The sequence below is a fragment of the Pseudomonas veronii genome, assembly GCF_002028325.1.
Taxonomy (GTDB): Bacteria; Pseudomonadota; Gammaproteobacteria; order Pseudomonadales; family Pseudomonadaceae; genus Aquipseudomonas; species Aquipseudomonas veronii.
On record NZ_CP018420.1, the window covers coordinates 3,586,784 to 3,602,620 of the forward strand.

The window sequence follows — 15,837 nt, forward strand, 5'->3', positions numbered from 1 at the left end:
GCGCAATCGGGCAACGGCACCCTGAACGCTGCCCATATCCCGTCACAGTTTCAGTTGCTCACACTCCGCCCGTGCTGAACCGGAACCTGGTTGATCAGCCTTTCCACAGACTAAAGCGTCTTGGGAATAAGGAAACTCCGCGAGAAAGGCGCTCACCTTCTGTTCAACAAAACGGTGCTCGTATGACTATTTCCTTGCAAACCCTCCCCAGCGTTTCATTGATGCCGCTCTCCACGCCACCCGCAATACCCGCCGCTACACCGCCGACGTTGACACCCGTCCCCAGCCACGATTCGCCCGCGCCAACGGTGCAGCCGCCAGCCAGCGTCACCGTCGCGCAAAGCGCCAGCCTCAAGGCGAAGCTGGGGCATTATCACAACCTTAAAACACTCGCCGACAAACTCAACGAAATCGCCCTGCGGCTTGGGCCTGACGCGTCCACCCCGGCCGTGCAGGCAGCCCTCAAGACCACGCCGATGGACGTTCACCCCGACTCGGTTTATCACAGCGAAGTCGGCGGCAGCACCAGCGTGGATAGCTTTATCAATCGCCAGGGAGGATTGCTTTCACCCTATAGCCATTTATCCCTGACCGGGCTGTCGGACGCCATGGCCGCCCGATCCCAGGCGCACCCGTTGGGTAACCTGGGCGGCGCCCTCAGCTGGCCGGTGCCCTTGAGCGCCGATGAGCAACAACGCTTGCGCACCCGCACCCAGGATTACACCGACCCTCTTGGGCAAAAACAGCCGCTCAAGCACACCACTGGCGGAGTACTGGAGTTCCTGCGGCATCGAACCCCTCTCGCGGCCGAAGCGCTGACGAGCCCGGGCGCGACGTTGAACGCCCTTGTCAGTTCGCCAGAAGCACAATCATTGGGCCACGCGCTTCAGGAACAGATGCAGGGCATTGCCACCGATAGCAGCAGCCTCGATTACCTGCTCGCGGCCGTGATACTGCAGCTGGACCCAGAGTCCATCACCGCCCCCCAACGCAACAACGTGGCCGGCTTCGACCTGGCCGACGACTCACTCAGGGGCAAGTCGGCCGCCCAGATCGTCGATGCCCTGCGCCAACACCTGGTGGCTCAGGGTAAAACCAGCCCAGAACTGGCTGGCGCAGCCGCTCAGCTGCTGCTGGCGGGTCGTGCGCCGGTATTTCTGGTCAAGGACATTCCCGACAGCGTGACCTTTGGCAGCCCGGCCTGGGTCAACCTCGCAATCGCCGCGACGATGGTCGACGCGCACATACCCGGCCGGGTCGCCAATATGAACTTCGCCGCAGTCATGCTGGAAGCCGAACACGCCAGCGGCGCAGACGTGAACATGACGAACACCGCTCAACGCAACGCCTTGATCGATTGGGGCACGGCCAATGGCCTGCTGGAGAAAAAAGCCGAGCATCTGTACGCGTCCGATGAACTGAACAACCTGGTGACTCGCTTCAGCGAACGCCAGTCCGTGATGCTGGCCGCCTCAGAGGCCTTCGACAAAGACATCCCGTCCCGTAAAGCGATGGCATTGGCCGAGCTGAAACAACGCTTTCCCGACAAGGAGGCGCTGTTCGAAGAACCCTTGATTCGCGTCACCCATATGCCGGGCGGGGATATCCGGCGTAGAAATCAGGTGCCGGGCGTGCACTCGCTGCTGGATGTCGCGATGATGGACGTTGGACCCGACGCGGTCTACGGCTCCCGTGACAGCCGTATCCCCGTGGGGGCGTTGAACGCCAATCCCGAGTTTGGGGTGGCCACGGCGTTCGAGTCGCAATTCAAGCAGGTGATCGAGGAAAAGAAGAACGCCGTCGGCACGTATATCAAGCACTTGATCAGCCAGTTGCCGGCAGACGACCGAAAAAACTTTGAATATGGCAACGTCACTTTTTATCAAAATCACGCCCATAAACTTGGGCTGGGTTTGTTCAGTGACAAAACCGAGCTGCCCAAAGGCGAAGAACTACTGGTAAGGATCGAGCGCGGTGGGGTGACCACGGCCTATGAGATCGACTTCAACGCCGGCGCTATCCGCAGTATTCCGCAGTGGCAGGCACAGCCTGGCTCTTCAAGGAAGGCGAATATCGTCTCCGAAACAAAGGTGTTCACCCCCAGCGCCGGTCAAGCCACGCTTGACACAGAGCAGACACCGCCTGGCGATTCACCCAGCGATACCTTCGCCTCGCCCCGCGTCCAACTGATCGCCGATGCCTTCGTTGAACATATCAACCTCGATGATCCGGCGATCAAGCAACAGGCGCGTGGCCTCACCACAGACGACAATATTCGGAACCGGTCCGACATGATTGAAAACTTCCTGTTGGACCTGGTCCCTTTGCGCTCCGCGATCAACCACTTCCGCAACGGCAACATTGCTGAAGGCTTGATCGATCTGAGCCTGGACGCGTTCGGCATCGTGACGGCGGGTGTGGGTGCGGCCGGAAAAGTGGTCAAGATCGCAGGGACCACCGTTTCGGCGGCGACCAAGGTGGCACGGTCGGCCAAAGTCATCGGCATGGCAACGTTCGGCGCATTCAACCCGCTGAGCGGCGCAGGCGACCTGGCGGTTGGCGGGGCCCGCCTGGCCGGTGGCGGGCTCAAGTTCCTCGGCGCCAAAGGCGCGCAAGGTGTGAACGCATTGCGTGGCGCGTCGGGCCGTTACGACCTGCTCAAAGCCGCCAGCAACGAGCATGGCGTCGTCGCCACAGGCACCGTGAAGATCGGCGAACACAGTATCGACGGTGCCGCGGTGCTGAAAAATGGCCAATGGTATGCCTTCGATGCGGAAAAAATGCGCGCCTACGGCGGGCCACTCCAGGGCTTCGCACCCACCACGGTGTCGGCGAAGGGGCAGATCAACCAGAGCTTCACCGACTGGCTCTACAAGAAGCTGGCGGGCGAAATACAGTCGCCGGAGGGCCCGCCGACCGTACTCGGTCAATATGCACCCAAAGAGTTCGAAAACGAGTTGAAACGCGCGCAACGCCCCGAGAAGGTTTCCGACTTCAACGCCGGCTATGCGAACGGTGACCCGCACAAGGTGCCGGGTTTCTCATCAGACTCGACGATTCTCGAGCTTCAGATGCTGATCTCCCGTGGGTGGCTGGGCGCCGAAGACGTCGGCACGCTGGTCAAACAGATCGAACGCAAGAAAGTCAGACTGATCCAGGAAGGCTTTACCCTGTTCCAGCGGGATATCCACGCCGTCGGCGGCACCTTGACCCCGATGCCCCAGGAGTTTTACCTCAGCCAAGTCAATCTGGCTTCACCAGGCGAATGTGCGGGTATCGCCAATACCCTGGCACTGTCCATGCAATCGGGCCGAGAGACGACCTACCTGGGCAATATGTTCAAGGCGGCCGCCGATCCACAGGACCCTGCGGCGACGCAGTTCATCCGCACCCTCAGGTCGTTTCATGAAGCAGTCAAACACGTGGATACCTTTCATATGGGCAAGCAGCCCAGGCAGATTCCCTATCATCAGATCGCCACCGAGCTGACCGATGCGAGCCCGCCAAGGAGCCTGAGGATTGCAACGAAGGATCACGCCCTGCTGGCCGGCGTCATGGTGCGTGACGACAAACCCGTCTGGTTCTACTTCGATCCGAATTTCGGGATGGCCCAATTTGACTCGGCCGAGGCCATGAAAAATGGCCTGGAACGTACCCTGAACCGCGGCACCAGCCCGTTTCAGCATCGGGCTTACGGTACGAATCCGGGCACGCCTGAGTATCAAGTGAGTTATTTTGAGTCCGGTGACATGCAGTTCTACCGCGATTCCGCACAGGTCCACCGTATCGCGTCGGTCCCGTTGTAGTTTTTCCGCCCCTGACGCGACATTCTCCGGCGCGAAGCTCACAATGCCAGCAATTTTTCGGAACTTGCTGGCCTTGTCGCTACTCACTAGTGGATTGCCTTTAGACCTGTCGCGCCCAGCACCTTCACTTTTTCAGGAATGTTCACTATGTCGGCACCCACCTCAACCATTCTCGTAGTCGAAGACGACTCCATTGTGCGTATGCTGATCGTCGATGTACTCGAAGAGCTGGGGTTCGGTGTGCTGGAGGCTGAAGACGCCAAATCGGCGCTTGAATTCGTAGAGGACACAAATAAAGTCATTGATCTGATGATGACCGATGTCGGCCTGCCGGATATGAATGGCCGGGACTTGGCCACCCAGGCGCGTAACCTGCGCCCGCAACTGCCGGTCCTGTTTGCCAGTGGTTATCCCGAGAGCATCGAGGTTCAGCCGGGCATGCAATCGATCGCCAAGCCGTTCTCCATCGATCAATTGCGCAATAAGGTTAAGCAAATGCTTGACGCAGCCTGACGTTGCGTTTTTGTCCAATGCCGCCCACAGGGGCGGCATTTTTACGTCAAGCTCTACGTCATACCGGGATTAACGTGACGTTCGGCCAATAAAGTTGGAAACTCGCCGCTTTGCCACACCATTCAATAGTACTCCTCACAAGCCCTCTGGAAGGACGCAACAACATGATTGGAAAACCGACGCGCCTGCTGTTGGCGAGCCTCTCGATACTCATGAGCTCTGGCGCCTGGGCCGACTTCACGGCCACCCCCTCTGAGGCTCGGGCAATCGCCAAGGAAGCCTATTTGTATGGTTACCCGGTCGTGGAAATGTACAAAACGCTCTACACCCAGGCGGTCGACAAGGGCGGCGTCAACTTCAAGGCGCCGTTCAACCATATTGGCAACACCGCCCAGGTCTTCACCCCCAAAGACACCACACTGGCCACGCCAAACCCCGACACGCCCTACTCCTTCGTCTGGATGGACCTGCGTAGCGAGCCGCTGGTGCTGACGCTGCCCAAGATCGAAGACAACCGCTATTACTCGGTGCAACTGGTCGACCTCTATACGCATAACTTCGCGTACCTGGGCACGCGCAGCACCGGCAACAATGGCGGCCACTACATGATCGCCGGACCCGACTGGAAAGGTCAGCAGCCGGTCGATGTGGATCGCGTGGTGTATAGCGAAAGTAACCTCGCTTATGCGCTGTACCGCACGCAGTTGTTTGATGAAAAGGACCTGAACAAGGTCAAGCAGATCCAGAATGGCTACAAAGTGCAGTCGCTCAGCAGCTATGTGAAACAGGCCGCCCCGGCCAAAGCGCCGAAGATCGATTGGCCCAAGCCGCTGGCCAACATGACCGAAGGCCCGCAACTGTTTCGCTACTTGAACTTCATGCTCGCCTTCGCTGCCCCCCAGGACAGCGAGAAAGACCAGCTCGCACGCTTTGCCACCATCGGCATCGCACCGGGTGCGCCGTTCAAGGTCAACCAGTTGAGCGCCGAACAGCGTAAAGCGCTGGAAGACGGGATCGCCGACGCCAAGGCTGAGTTCGCGGCGTTCAAAAAAGACAAACTCGACACCCAGCAGGTCGCCATAGGCGACCTGTTCGGCAACCGCGATCACCTGAAAAACAACGACCTGTACCGCTATGCCGGTGCCGAGGTGGGGCTTTTCGGCAACTCTGCCGATGAAGCCACCTACTTCAATTACGTCGTCGACAGTGAAGGCAAGCCCGCCAACGGCGCGCGCCATAGCTACACCGTCCACTTCGCCAAGGACCAACTGCCGCCGGCCGACGCCTTCTGGTCACTGACCCTGTACAACGCCAAGACCAAGTTGCTGGTGCCCAACCACAAAAAGCGCTATGTGATCAATTCGCGGATGTTACCCAACCTCAAACTGGACGCCGATGGCGGCCTGACCCTGGCGCTGCAACACCACGAACCGCCAAAAGCCGAACAGAGCAACTGGTTGCCGGCGCCGCCCGGCCCGTTCTACGCGGTGTTGCGCCTGTACCTGCCCAAACCCGAGGCGAACAACGGCCAGTGGAAGCTGCCGCCGCTGACGCCACTGAAGTGATACGGCAAGCGACTTACCGCTTTTTCAGTTTCAGATACGACTGATGCAAATCCGACGCCCAACCGTCGATCACGCTTTTCACGTCATTGGGCGTCATCACCTGCGAGTCGTTTTCCAACGGCTTGCCGGTGCCCTTGCGTACTACCTCGGCAACCACCTTGCCGTTGGCGCCGTCGAGAAACTGCGCCTCGGTGCCCAGCACCGTGTCCTGGTCGCGGATGCCGGTGCCGCTACTCACCGCAGCGGCCACCAGGGCGACCGGCACGAACTCATAAGGTTTCAGACCCTGGGTTTTGCTGCTGACTGCCGTAATCGCCGCACGCACCACTAACACTCCGGCGCCGGGCCCTTGGGCAAGGGGCAATGACTTGCCGACTTCGCGCTTGAGGGCCTGGTTGAAGTAGTCATTGATGCCACGCAACGTGCTCTCAGGAATTTTCGCGGTGGCTTGGGGCCTGGGGTAAAACTGCGTCGGTTCGATATACACCGCGTTGTAGCGGCTCATATCCAGTTTCGGATCGACCCAACGCAGCACCTCGACGCCCGAAGGCGACTTGGCCGGCTTGAGGCGGCTGTAATCGGACAGGAATCCTGAATACTCATCCGGTTGCGTGACTTGGCTGGCACAGCCCACCATCCCGATCGTGGCGATGCAGAGCGTGCTGATCATTAGCCTTAGTTTCATCATCGAACTCCTTGGCAGTCATCATCAGAACGTTGAGCTGTAGGTATAGCCAATCCTGGGAAAAAGCGCTGAAAAGCTCAGCCGCGCTCGCGCGGAATCAGGCTCTGCAACTGTGCGGCCAGGAAGTTCGCGTTGAAGGCGAAGGTGTCCGGGTCTTTCAAACCGTTGGTTTTCTTCCACAACCAGTCGTTTTTGTCCGCCGGCAGCACCAGTGAAACACTGCCGTGCCGTGCCGCCGTCAGGCCCATGACCGACACCGAAATCAAGCCGCCGACGCCCATCACGTCCGGCACGAACTCCACATTCTTGCCGGTGATCTGCACGGTGAGTTTTTCGCTCTTGAACGGCGATGTCTCCACCGGAACGCTCGGGCCGCTGGCGACATACGCTTCACGGTGGACTTCAAGCAAACCAGCGGTATTGACCGGTTCCAGCCATTGTTCGATCTGCTGGAACAGCTCGCCGAGCTTTAGCGCCCAGCGCGCCGATTGCACCTCGAACTGCTGTTTTTTGTGCGCTTCGCTATCGGCGTAATGACGAAGCATCTCGCCCAGTTGCTGTACATCATCCATTGCGGTTTTCCTCGGGTGAGCCGTAGTGCGAACCGCGATCATGGCAGATGCGGCAACTCACCGTATGATTAACGCCTGCGAAACAGCGGGCGCGGCTCGATCACACTACGCCCGTACTGCACGCTCATCCCCGCCAGCCCTTTCAGGGCGTCTTCAGCCGATTTGTCCGCGCGCACCGCAAACGCATCGAACCCGCACTGGCGCATGTGGCTGAGCTGATCGCGTAGCACATCGCCAATCGCCCGCAACTCGCCTCGCCAGCCCATACGCGTGCGCAACAGATAGGCCTGGCTATAGGCGCGGCCGTCACGAAAGCTGGGGAAATCCAGGGCAATCAGCGGCAGCGTGGCGAGCCAGGGCTGCAGCTGTTCGACCTCATCATCCGGGCCCAGCCACACGCCATGCCCCGGCGCATAGGACGCCAGCGGCAGGATCAGTGCAGCGCCCTCCGGCACCTCGTCACGCACCAACACCCACGGATCATCCGCCACCAGACGCGCCTGCCCCTGCTCAAGCTTCAACAGATTGTTCATGCCGGCTGCTCCGCGTACACCTGCTCCTTGAACGGCTCCAGGCCAATGCGCTGCACGGTATCGACAAAGCGCTCTTCGCTTTCGCGGTAGCGCACGAAGGTATTGATCACGCGCTCGATCACATCCGGAATCTCGGCGGCGCTGAACGACGGGCCGATCACTTTGCCCAGTGAACTGTGTTTGCCCTGGGCCCCGCCGAGGGTGATCTGATACCACTCACTGCCATTCTTATCGACGCCCAGGATGCCGATATTGCCGATGTGGTGATGGCCGCAGGCATTGATGCAGCCGGAGATGTTCAGGCTGATGTCACCCAGGTCGTGCAGGTAGTCGAGGTTATCGAAGCGCTGCTGGATCGCCTGGGCGATGGGGATCGACTTGGCATTGGCCAGGGCGCAGAAGTCACCGCCGGGGCAGGCGATGATGTCAGTCAACAGGCCGATATTCGCCGCGCCCAGGCCGTGTTCGCAGGCCAGGCGCCACACGGCATGCAGATGCTCCTTGGGCACATCCGGCAACACGATGTTCTGTTCATGGGCGATACGGATTTCGCCAAAACCGAACCGCTCCGCCCACTCGGCCACGGCCTCCATTTGCGGGGCGCTGACGTCGCCGGGCGGCGCGCTGATGCCGGGTTTGGTGGACAACACCACGCTGGCATAGCCCGCGACTTTATGCGGCATGACGTTGCGGCTGACCCAGCGCGCAAAGCCCGGGTTGTCGGCCAGTTCGGTGCCGTAGGCCAGGCTGGTATCGCTGAGCGACGCATACGCCGGGGGTACGAAGGCCGACGCCACGCGCGCGTATTCGGCATCGGTCAACTGCGCCGGGCCATCGCGCAGGTACTGCCACTCTTCCTCCACCTCCTGGGAAAACGCGTCGATCCCCAGCGCCTTGACCAGGATCTTGATGCGCGCCTTGTACTTGTTGTCCCGCCGGCCATGCCGGTTGTACACGCGCAACACCGCCTCGACGTAGGACAGCAGGTGCCGCCACGGCAAGCCCTCGCGAATCTGCAAGCCGAGGATCGGCGTGCGGCCCAGGCCGCCGCCCACCATCATGCGCAGCAGCATCTCGCCTTGGTCATCACGGTAAAGGTACAGGCCGATGTCATGCATCATGATCGCCGCGCGGTCTTCGCGGGCCGAGCAGATGGCGATCTTGAACTTGCGCGGCAGGAACAGGAATTCCGGGTTGATGGTCGACCACTGGCGCAGAATCTCCGCCAACGGGCGCGGGTCCAGCAGCTCGTCGGCCGCGACCCCGGCAAAGGCTTCGGTGGTGATATTGCGCACGCAGTTACCGGAGGTCTGGATCGCATGCATGTCCACCTGGGCCAGGCGTTCGAGGATGTCGGGCACCTGGTGCAGCTCGATCCAGTTGAACTGCAGGTTCTGCCGGGTGGTGAAGTGGCCGTAGCCACGGTCGTAGTCGCGGGCGATGCTGGCCAGGGTACGCATCTGTTCGGCGCTCAAGGTGCCGTAGGGAATCGCCACCCGCAGCATGTAGGCATGCTTTTGCAGGTACAGGCCGTTCTGCAGGCGCAAGGGCAGAAACTCTTCTTCGCTCAAGTCGCCGGCGATAAAACGCTCGACCTGATCACGAAATTGCGCCACGCGCTCGAACACCAGCGCCCGGTCGTATGCATCATACTGGTACATATCACCGCCTCATCAGGGTTGGCCGCGTCCCAGGGCGCGACTTCTAGGGGGGCGACTATGCGCCTGCGGCGCAGGGCATTAAAGATTCAGGTGCAGGCTTAAAAAGCGGATCAGATGGGCTATAAGCCGTGCTTTCACGCCGAATAAACTGATCCGTAGTAATCAGCTTTTTCTGAGTCTGTTTTGTTTTACCCACACTTCCTACAGTGCCCGCCACTTGGAACCGTGGGAGGACTGAGCATGAGCACAGCAACAATCGGACAGGCCTATAACTACAAGGTCGTCCGCCAATTCGTGATTGCCACCATCGTCTGGGGCGTGGTGGGCATGGCCATGGGCGTGTGGATCGCTTCGCAGCTGGTCTGGCCGGAAATGAACCTCGATTTGCCCTGGACGACTTTTGGCCGACTGCGACCGTTGCACACCAGCCTGGTGATCTTCGGGTTCGCCGGCAGCGCGCAGTTCGCCGCCAGTTATTACGCGGTACAGCGCACCTGCCAGGTGCGGCTGTTTTCCGACAAACTCGCCGCATTTACCTTCTGGGGTTGGCAATCGGTCATCGTGATCATGTTGATCAGCCTGCCGTTGGGCTACACCACCACCAAGGAATACGCCGAGATCGAATTCTCCGGCGCGGTATGGATGACGGTGGTGTGGGTGGCCTACGCCATTGTGTTTTTCACCACCGTGGTACGCCGCCAGACCCGGCACATCTACGTGGGCAACTGGTTTTTTCGGCGCGTTCATCCTGGTGATCGCCATGCTGCATGTGGTCAACCACCTGGCGATTCCGGTGGACTGGTTCAAGTCCTACCCGGTGTATTCCGGCGCCACCGATGCGATGGTGCAATGGTGGTACGGGCATAACGCCGTGGGCTTTTTCCTGACCACCGGTTTCCTGGGGATGATGTACTACTTCGTGCCGAAACAAGTCGGGCGGCCGGTGTATTCCTATCGCCTGTCCATCGTGCATTTCTGGGCGCTGATCACCTTGTACATCTGGGCCGGTCCGCATCACTTGCATTACACGGCGCTGCCGGACTGGGCGCAGTCGCTGGGCATGGCGATGTCGCTGATCCTGCTCGCGCCGAGCTGGGGTGGCATGATCAACGGCATGATGACCTTGTCGGGCGCCTGGCATAAGTTGCGCAGCGACCCGATCCTGCGCTTTTTGGTGTTGTCGCTGGCGTTCTACGGCATGTCGACGTTCGAAGGGCCGATGATGGCGATCAAGACCGTCAACGCCCTCTCCCACTACACTGACTGGACCATCGGCCACGTCCATGCCGGCGCGTTGGGCTGGGTGGCGATGATCACCTTCGGCTCGCTGTACCACATGATCCCGAAAGTCTTCGGCCGCCAGCAGATGCACAGCGTGACGCTGATCAACCTGCACTTCTGGCTGGCGACCATCGGCACCGTGCTGTACATCGCCTCGATGTGGGTCAACGGCATTACCCAGGGCCTGATGTGGCGTGCGATCAACGATGACGGCACCCTCACCTACTCGTTTGTCGAGGCCTTGCAGGCCAGCCATCCGGGGTTTGTGGTGCGCTTTGCCGGTGGCGTGTTGTTTCTCAGCGGCATGCTGCTGATGGCCTACAACACCTGGCGCACGGTGCGGGTCGCCGACTTGCGGGTTGCGCAGCTTGACGCGAGGATCGTCTGATGTGGAGCTTTCTGATGGTGGTGTGCCTGTATGGCGCGGTGGAGTACTGTTTGCGCGGTCAATCCGAGGAGACGCTGGATGAGGCCAGTTTGATTCCGTTCGCCGACGACCCGGAGGTGGCGCGCCGGGTGGAGCTGGCCACCGGCAAACAGATCCACGCGGTGGCAGCGGAGCAAGCCAGGCCGGGCTGGGGCAATCTGGATATGTGAAACTGCTCCGCTGATTTGGCGCGCAACTGCGTATGACTATTCGGCGGCCGATGGGTAAGGTGATGCGATATTTCTTGTCAGGAGCATCGCATGCACACCATCGGCCTGATCGGCGGCATGAGCTGGGAGTCCAGCGCCGAGTACTACCGCATCATCAACCAGCGCGTGCGCGACCAGCTCGGTCCGCTGCGTTCGGCGCAACTGCTGATGTACAGCGTGGACTTCGGTCCGGTGGAACAGGCCCAGCATGCCGGACGCTGGGACGACGCCGCGCTGATCCTCGAGGATGCCGCGCGCCGCCTGCAAGCCGGGGGGGCCGAATGCGTGGTGCTGTGTACCAACACGATGCATTTGGTGGCGCCGCGGATCGAAGCGGCGGTGTCGATTCCCTTTCTGCATATTGCCGATGCCGCAGGTGCCGCGGCCGTCGCCGCCGGCACCCTGACCGTGGGTTTACTCGGCACCGCGTTCACCATGGAACAGGACTTTCTCACCTCGCGCCTGGCCGCCCACGGCCTGAACGTGCTGGTGCCCGATGCGAACGAGCGCCAGGCCGTCCACCGGATCATCTATGAGGAATTGTGCGTCGGCGTGATCAGCGAGGCGTCACGCCAGGTCTATCAGCGCGTGGTCGCCTCCCTGGCCGCACGCGGCGCCCAGGCAATCATCCTGGGCTGCACGGAAATCGGCCTGCTGATCAAACCCGAACACAGCAACCTGCCGCTGCTCGACACCACGGTGCTGCATGCGCAGGCAGCGGTGGCGTTCGCGTTACGGGACTAAGCCGAGGTTCTTGACCCCGCCGCGCGGCGCCACAGCCGCGCAACATCCGCCGCTCGCTCGCGCAACAAGCGCGGTGCCTCGCTGCAGGCGTGCTCCAGGCTCATCGGCCCGGACGGCAAGGCGAAGGCTGCATCCACGCCGTGGGCGTACATCTGCTCGTAGCCTTCACCCAGCGTGCCGGCGATCACGATCACCGGGACCTGGTGCCGCTGGGCGATGCGCGCCACGCCGAAGGGTGTTTTACCGCGCAACGTCTGGGCGTCGAAACGACCTTCACCGGTGATCACCAGGTCGGCGCCGCGTATCGCTTCGTCGAGGCCGACCAGTTCGGCGACCACCTCCACCCCCGCACGGAACTGCGCCCCGAGGAAGGCCTTGGCGGCGAACCCCAGGCCGCCGGCGGCGCCACTGCCGGGTTCGTCGCGCACGTCATTGGGCAGGACCTTGGCGCAATGGTCGGCAAAATGGCCGAGGGCCGCGTCGAGTTGTTCGACCTGCTGCGGATCGGCGCCTTTTTGCGGGCCGAAAATCGCCGAGGCGCCGTGGGGGCCGCACAACGGGTTATTCACGTCGGCGGCGATTTCAAAGCGCACCTGGGCCAGGCGCGGGTCGAGTTGTTCCAGGCTGATCCGCGCCAGGCGGGCCAAAGCCAGGCCGCCCGGTGCCAGAGGGTGACCCTCGGCATCGAACAACTGCACGCCGAGTGCCTGCATCGCGCCTGCGCCGCCATCGTTGGTGGCACTGCCGCCAATCGCCAGGATGATGCGCCGGGCACCGGCGTCCAGGGCCGCGCGAATCAGCTCGCCGGTGCCGAAGGTGGTCGTGGAGCACGCGTCGCGCTGCCCCGGCGCCACCAATTGCAGGCCGCTGGCTTCGGCCATTTCGATGAGTGCGGTGTGGCTGTCGGCCAGCCAGCCCCAATGCGCGTCAACCGTAGCGCCCAAGGGGCCTTTCACCGATTGGTGCCGCAGTTCGCCCTGGCAGGCGGCGAGTACCGACTCCACCGTGCCTTCACCACCGTCCGCCATCGGGCACTGGACCACGTGTGCATCCGGCCAGACCTGCGCCAAGCCGTCGGCAATGGCCTGGGCGACGCCTTCGGCACTCAGGCTGTCCTTGAACGAATCGGGGGCGATGATGATTTTCATGGGCGTTCTCCGGTTTTTATGCCGCCCATGCTGCCAGTTGGCAGCGGCAATGACGCTGGTCCGATGCACAAGTGCGAACCCGGCTTGTTGGTCATTCCGACAAAACCTGGGGCAGCAGCTGGACGCCAAGGTACAGCGCGAGCATGCCATCCAGCGTCAACGGGTCGACTCCGCTGAGTTCGGCAATGCGCTCCATGCGGTAGCGCAGGCTGTTGCGGTGAATGCCCAACGCATCGGCGCATGCCTGGCTTTGCCCGTCGTGTTCGCACCAACTGCGCAAGGTCGCCTGCAGTTGGCCGTTGTTGTCCTTGGCCAGCACTTTTCGCAGCGGGTTGAGCAATTCGTCCAGGGCATCGTCGTTGCGATGCCGCCAGAGCATCACCGGCAGGCGATAGCGGTTGAGGGTCAGCAGCCGTGAATGCGGCAGGACATCGCGGCCGTAGGCCAGCAGGTCGCCCACGCGTCGATAACAACGACGCAACCCCGCCAAGCCATCGGCTTGCCCGCCCACCGCCACCCGCAGAATCGTCCAGCCCAGGCCTTCGAGCTTTTCCAGCAGGCGCGGATTGTCCACCGGCACCGCCGCCGGCCGGCACCACAGCAGCGAATACTGCGCGGAGCTGACGCACCAACTGTCCGGATAGCGCGACGTCAACCAGGCACTCAACGCTTCCGCCGTCTGCCCCGCCCCCAACTCGAACAGATACGGCGTGCGCGCCATCTGCGGCTTGAGCCCCAGTTGCTGCGCCTCATCCACCAGGCGTGGCGAGTCGCCGGTGTCGGCCAGCAGCAACGCCAACAGATCGTCGCAGCGCTGGCGTCGCCATTGTTGCTCGGCTTGCTGATGCCGGTGGCTGACCAGCATTTCTGCGGTCATGCGTACCAGTTCGGCATACGTGCGCAGCCCCTCCGGCTCGCCGGTAATGCCGAGCACGCCGATCAGGCGCTGGTCGTGCATCAACGGCAGGTTGATGCCCGGTTGCACGCCCTTGAGGTGCTTGGCGGTCTGCCCATCGATCTCCACCACGCGGCCGTTGGCCAACACCAGTTGCGCGCCTTCATGCCGCGTGTTGATGCGCTCCGGCTCGCCGCTGCCGAGGATCAGGCCCTGGCTGTCCATGACGTTGACGTTATGCGGCAGGATCGCCATGGTGCGATCGACGATATCCTGCGCCAGGTCATGATCCAGCTCGAACATGGGGCTAATTTCCTTGAAAGCGGCGGTTGTTCATCGGCACAGCGCAAAGGATGCTTCACTGTGCGCGAGCACAAAGACAGCACCCCGCCAGGTGGCCGAGACTCATGGGGCGATCAACGTTACCCTCGCATCGCAAAAAATCATAATAAAGAGAGACTCCCATGTCACAGAGCGCCGTTGCACCACTGGCCACCGATGACGATAAAAACGCCATCTACAAGCGCATTACCCTGCGCCTGATCCCCTTCATTTTTATCTGCTACCTGTTCAACTACCTTGACCGGGTGAACGTTGGCTTTGCCAAGTTGCAGATGCTCGATGCGTTGAAGTTCAGCGAAACCGTGTACGGCCTGGGCGCCGGGATCTTCTTTATCGGCTACGTGCTGTGTGGCGTGCCGAGCAACCTGGCGCTGACCAAGTTCGGTCCGCGGCGCTGGATTGCCTTGATGATGATCGTCTGGGGCACGCTGTCTACCTGCCTGCTGTTCGTCACCACGCCGACGCATTTCTATACGTTGCGCCTGTTGACCGGTGCCGCCGAAGCCGGCTTCTTCCCCGGTGTGGTGCTGTATCTCTCGCAGTGGTTCCCGACGTTCCGCCGTGGGCGGATCATGGCGTTGTTCATGTCGGCGATTCCGGTGTCCGGCCTGTTGGGCAGCCCGTTTTCCGGCTGGATACTCAACCACTTCGGCGCCGGCCAAGGCGGGCTCGCCGGCTGGCAGTGGATGTTCCTGTTGCAAGGTATCCCGACCGTAATCCTGGGCGCCCTCGCCTATTTCCTGCTCAGCGACAGTTTTGCCAACGCCAAATGGCTCCAACCGCATGAGCGCGCAATGCTGGAAGCCGACCACGCGACAGACCTGGCGAACAAGCCGAAAACCACCACCGACTCCCTCGCCGAAGTGTTCAAGAACCCGGCGATCTGGGCGTTCGGCTTGATCTATTTCTGCATTCAGAGCGGCGTCTACGCGATCAACTTCTGGTTGCCGTCGATCATCAAGAACCTGGGGTTCAGCGATAACCTGGTGATCGGCTGGCTCAGCGCGATCCCCTACCTGCTGGCCGCGGTGTTCATGTTGCTGGTGGGCCGCTCCGCCGACTTGCGCAAGGAGCGGCGCTGGCATTTGGTGGTGCCGATGTTGATGGGCGCGCTGGGCCTGGTGATCGCGGTGAATTTCGCCACCACCCCGGCCATCGCCATTCTCGGCCTGACCATCGCCACCATGGGCGCCCTCACCGGCCTGCCGATGTTCTGGCCGGTGCCCACCGCCATGCTCAGTGCGGGCGCGGCGGCAGGTGGCCTGGCGTTGATCAACTCGATGGGCCAGATGGCCGGCTTCCTCAGCCCGTACATCGTCGGCTTTGTGAAGGATGCCACCGGGTCCACGGATATCGCGCTGTACCTGCTGGCGGCGGTGATCGTCGGCGGCAGTGTGTTGGCACTGCGTATGACCCGCACCCTCAAAGTCTGACAGTTGGAGCAGGCTTGCTCCTA

General features: G+C 61.5%; 12 protein-coding genes and 1 pseudogene. 7 read left to right on the top strand and 6 right to left on the bottom strand.

Translation table 11 applies throughout. The annotated features are described in order from the left end of the window. The first annotated feature begins 71 nt into the window (after positions 1-71). From PverR02_RS16210 to PverR02_RS16220, 3 genes are all read left to right on the top strand, one after another. Positions 72-3,806 (top strand): hypothetical protein, encoded by a 3,735-nt coding sequence (locus PverR02_RS16210; RefSeq protein WP_227778656.1) that lies wholly within the window; start codon positions 72-74, stop codon positions 3,804-3,806. A gap of 147 nt (positions 3,807-3,953) precedes the next feature. After that, positions 3,954-4,319, top strand: a complete 366-nt coding sequence (locus PverR02_RS16215) for a response regulator (protein WP_079443878.1) — start codon at positions 3,954-3,956, stop codon at positions 4,317-4,319. Positions 4,320-4,483: 164 nt separating this feature from the next. Further along, positions 4,484-5,884, top strand: a complete 1,401-nt coding sequence (locus tag PverR02_RS16220) for a DUF1254 domain-containing protein (RefSeq protein ID WP_046383513.1) — start codon at positions 4,484-4,486, stop codon at positions 5,882-5,884. A gap of 13 nt (positions 5,885-5,897) precedes the next feature. Here PverR02_RS16220 and PverR02_RS16225 read toward each other — a convergent pair whose 3' ends face one another. The 4 genes from PverR02_RS16225 to PverR02_RS16240 all read right to left on the bottom strand — a co-directional run bounded on the left by PverR02_RS16225 (position 5,898) and on the right by PverR02_RS16240 (position 9,335). Further along, on the bottom strand, positions 5,898-6,569 hold the full coding sequence (locus PverR02_RS16225) for a DUF3313 domain-containing protein (protein ID WP_026139938.1): 672 nt from the start codon (positions 6,567-6,569) through the stop codon (positions 5,898-5,900). A gap of 77 nt (positions 6,570-6,646) precedes the next feature. Continuing rightward, positions 6,647-7,141: a hypothetical protein gene (locus PverR02_RS16230; RefSeq protein ID WP_046383514.1), complete on the bottom strand. Its 495-nt coding sequence runs from the start codon at positions 7,139-7,141 to the stop codon at positions 6,647-6,649. A 68-nt stretch (positions 7,142-7,209) separates the two neighbouring features. Then, positions 7,210-7,674: a DUF934 domain-containing protein gene (locus PverR02_RS16235; protein ID WP_046383515.1), complete on the bottom strand. Its 465-nt coding sequence runs from the start codon at positions 7,672-7,674 to the stop codon at positions 7,210-7,212. Next, positions 7,671-9,335, bottom strand: a complete 1,665-nt coding sequence (locus PverR02_RS16240) for a nitrite/sulfite reductase (protein WP_079443879.1) — start codon at positions 9,333-9,335, stop codon at positions 7,671-7,673. Before PverR02_RS16240 ends, PverR02_RS16235 begins: the two co-directional genes overlap by 4 nt. A gap of 240 nt (positions 9,336-9,575) precedes the next feature. Here PverR02_RS16240 and ccoN point away from each other — a divergent pair. The 3 genes and pseudogenes from ccoN to PverR02_RS16255 all read left to right on the top strand — a co-directional run bounded on the left by ccoN (position 9,576) and on the right by PverR02_RS16255 (position 11,996). Then, positions 9,576-11,004, top strand: a pseudogene (gene ccoN / locus PverR02_RS16245) (cytochrome-c oxidase, cbb3-type subunit I). Beyond that, the gene (locus PverR02_RS16250; RefSeq protein ID WP_046383517.1) at positions 11,004-11,213 is read left to right on the top strand and encodes a cbb3-type cytochrome c oxidase subunit 3; all 210 of its coding nucleotides are present in this window, start codon (positions 11,004-11,006) and stop codon (positions 11,211-11,213) included. The pseudogene ccoN and the gene PverR02_RS16250 overlap by 1 nt, the downstream one beginning before the upstream one ends. Before the next feature lie 90 nt (positions 11,214-11,303). Next, complete coding sequence (locus PverR02_RS16255) at positions 11,304-11,996, top strand: aspartate/glutamate racemase family protein (protein ID WP_079443880.1); 693 nt, start codon at positions 11,304-11,306, stop codon at positions 11,994-11,996. Here PverR02_RS16255 and PverR02_RS16260 read toward each other — a convergent pair. Then, the gene (locus PverR02_RS16260; protein WP_079443881.1) at positions 11,993-13,144 is read right to left on the bottom strand and encodes a glycerate kinase; all 1,152 of its coding nucleotides are present in this window, start codon (positions 13,142-13,144) and stop codon (positions 11,993-11,995) included. The genes PverR02_RS16255 and PverR02_RS16260 overlap by 4 nt on opposite strands. A gap of 91 nt (positions 13,145-13,235) precedes the next feature. Next, positions 13,236-14,342 carry a sugar diacid recognition domain-containing protein gene (locus PverR02_RS16265; RefSeq protein ID WP_046489470.1) on the bottom strand — a complete coding sequence of 369 codons (1,107 nt, stop codon included), beginning with the start codon at positions 14,340-14,342 and terminating at the stop codon, positions 13,236-13,238. Between the two features lie 161 nt (positions 14,343-14,503). Between PverR02_RS16265 and PverR02_RS16270 the strand changes: the two genes are divergently transcribed. Then, complete coding sequence (locus tag PverR02_RS16270) at positions 14,504-15,814, top strand: MFS transporter (protein ID WP_017846287.1); 1,311 nt, start codon at positions 14,504-14,506, stop codon at positions 15,812-15,814. Positions 15,815-15,837: the final 23 nt, after the last annotated feature.

Coding starts and splice junctions, on each gene's coding strand:
- PverR02_RS16215 (WP_079443878.1), top strand. CDS start 3,954: ATGTCGGCACCCACCTCAACCATTCTCGTAGTCGAAGACGACTCCATT.
- PverR02_RS16220 (WP_046383513.1), top strand. CDS start 4,484: ATGATTGGAAAACCGACGCGCCTGCTGTTGGCGAGCCTCTCGATACTC.
- PverR02_RS16225 (WP_026139938.1), bottom strand. CDS start 6,569: ATGAAACTAAGGCTAATGATCAGCACGCTCTGCATCGCCACGATCGGG.
- PverR02_RS16230 (WP_046383514.1), bottom strand. CDS start 7,141: ATGGATGATGTACAGCAACTGGGCGAGATGCTTCGTCATTACGCCGAT.
- PverR02_RS16235 (WP_046383515.1), bottom strand. CDS start 7,674: ATGAACAATCTGTTGAAGCTTGAGCAGGGGCAGGCGCGTCTGGTGGCG.
- PverR02_RS16240 (WP_079443879.1), bottom strand. CDS start 9,335: ATGTACCAGTATGATGCATACGACCGGGCGCTGGTGTTCGAGCGCGTG.
- PverR02_RS16250 (WP_046383517.1), top strand. CDS start 11,004: ATGTGGAGCTTTCTGATGGTGGTGTGCCTGTATGGCGCGGTGGAGTAC.
- PverR02_RS16255 (WP_079443880.1), top strand. CDS start 11,304: ATGCACACCATCGGCCTGATCGGCGGCATGAGCTGGGAGTCCAGCGCC.
- PverR02_RS16260 (WP_079443881.1), bottom strand. CDS start 13,144: ATGAAAATCATCATCGCCCCCGATTCGTTCAAGGACAGCCTGAGTGCC.
- PverR02_RS16265 (WP_046489470.1), bottom strand. CDS start 14,342: ATGTTCGAGCTGGATCATGACCTGGCGCAGGATATCGTCGATCGCACC.
- PverR02_RS16270 (WP_017846287.1), top strand. CDS start 14,504: ATGTCACAGAGCGCCGTTGCACCACTGGCCACCGATGACGATAAAAAC.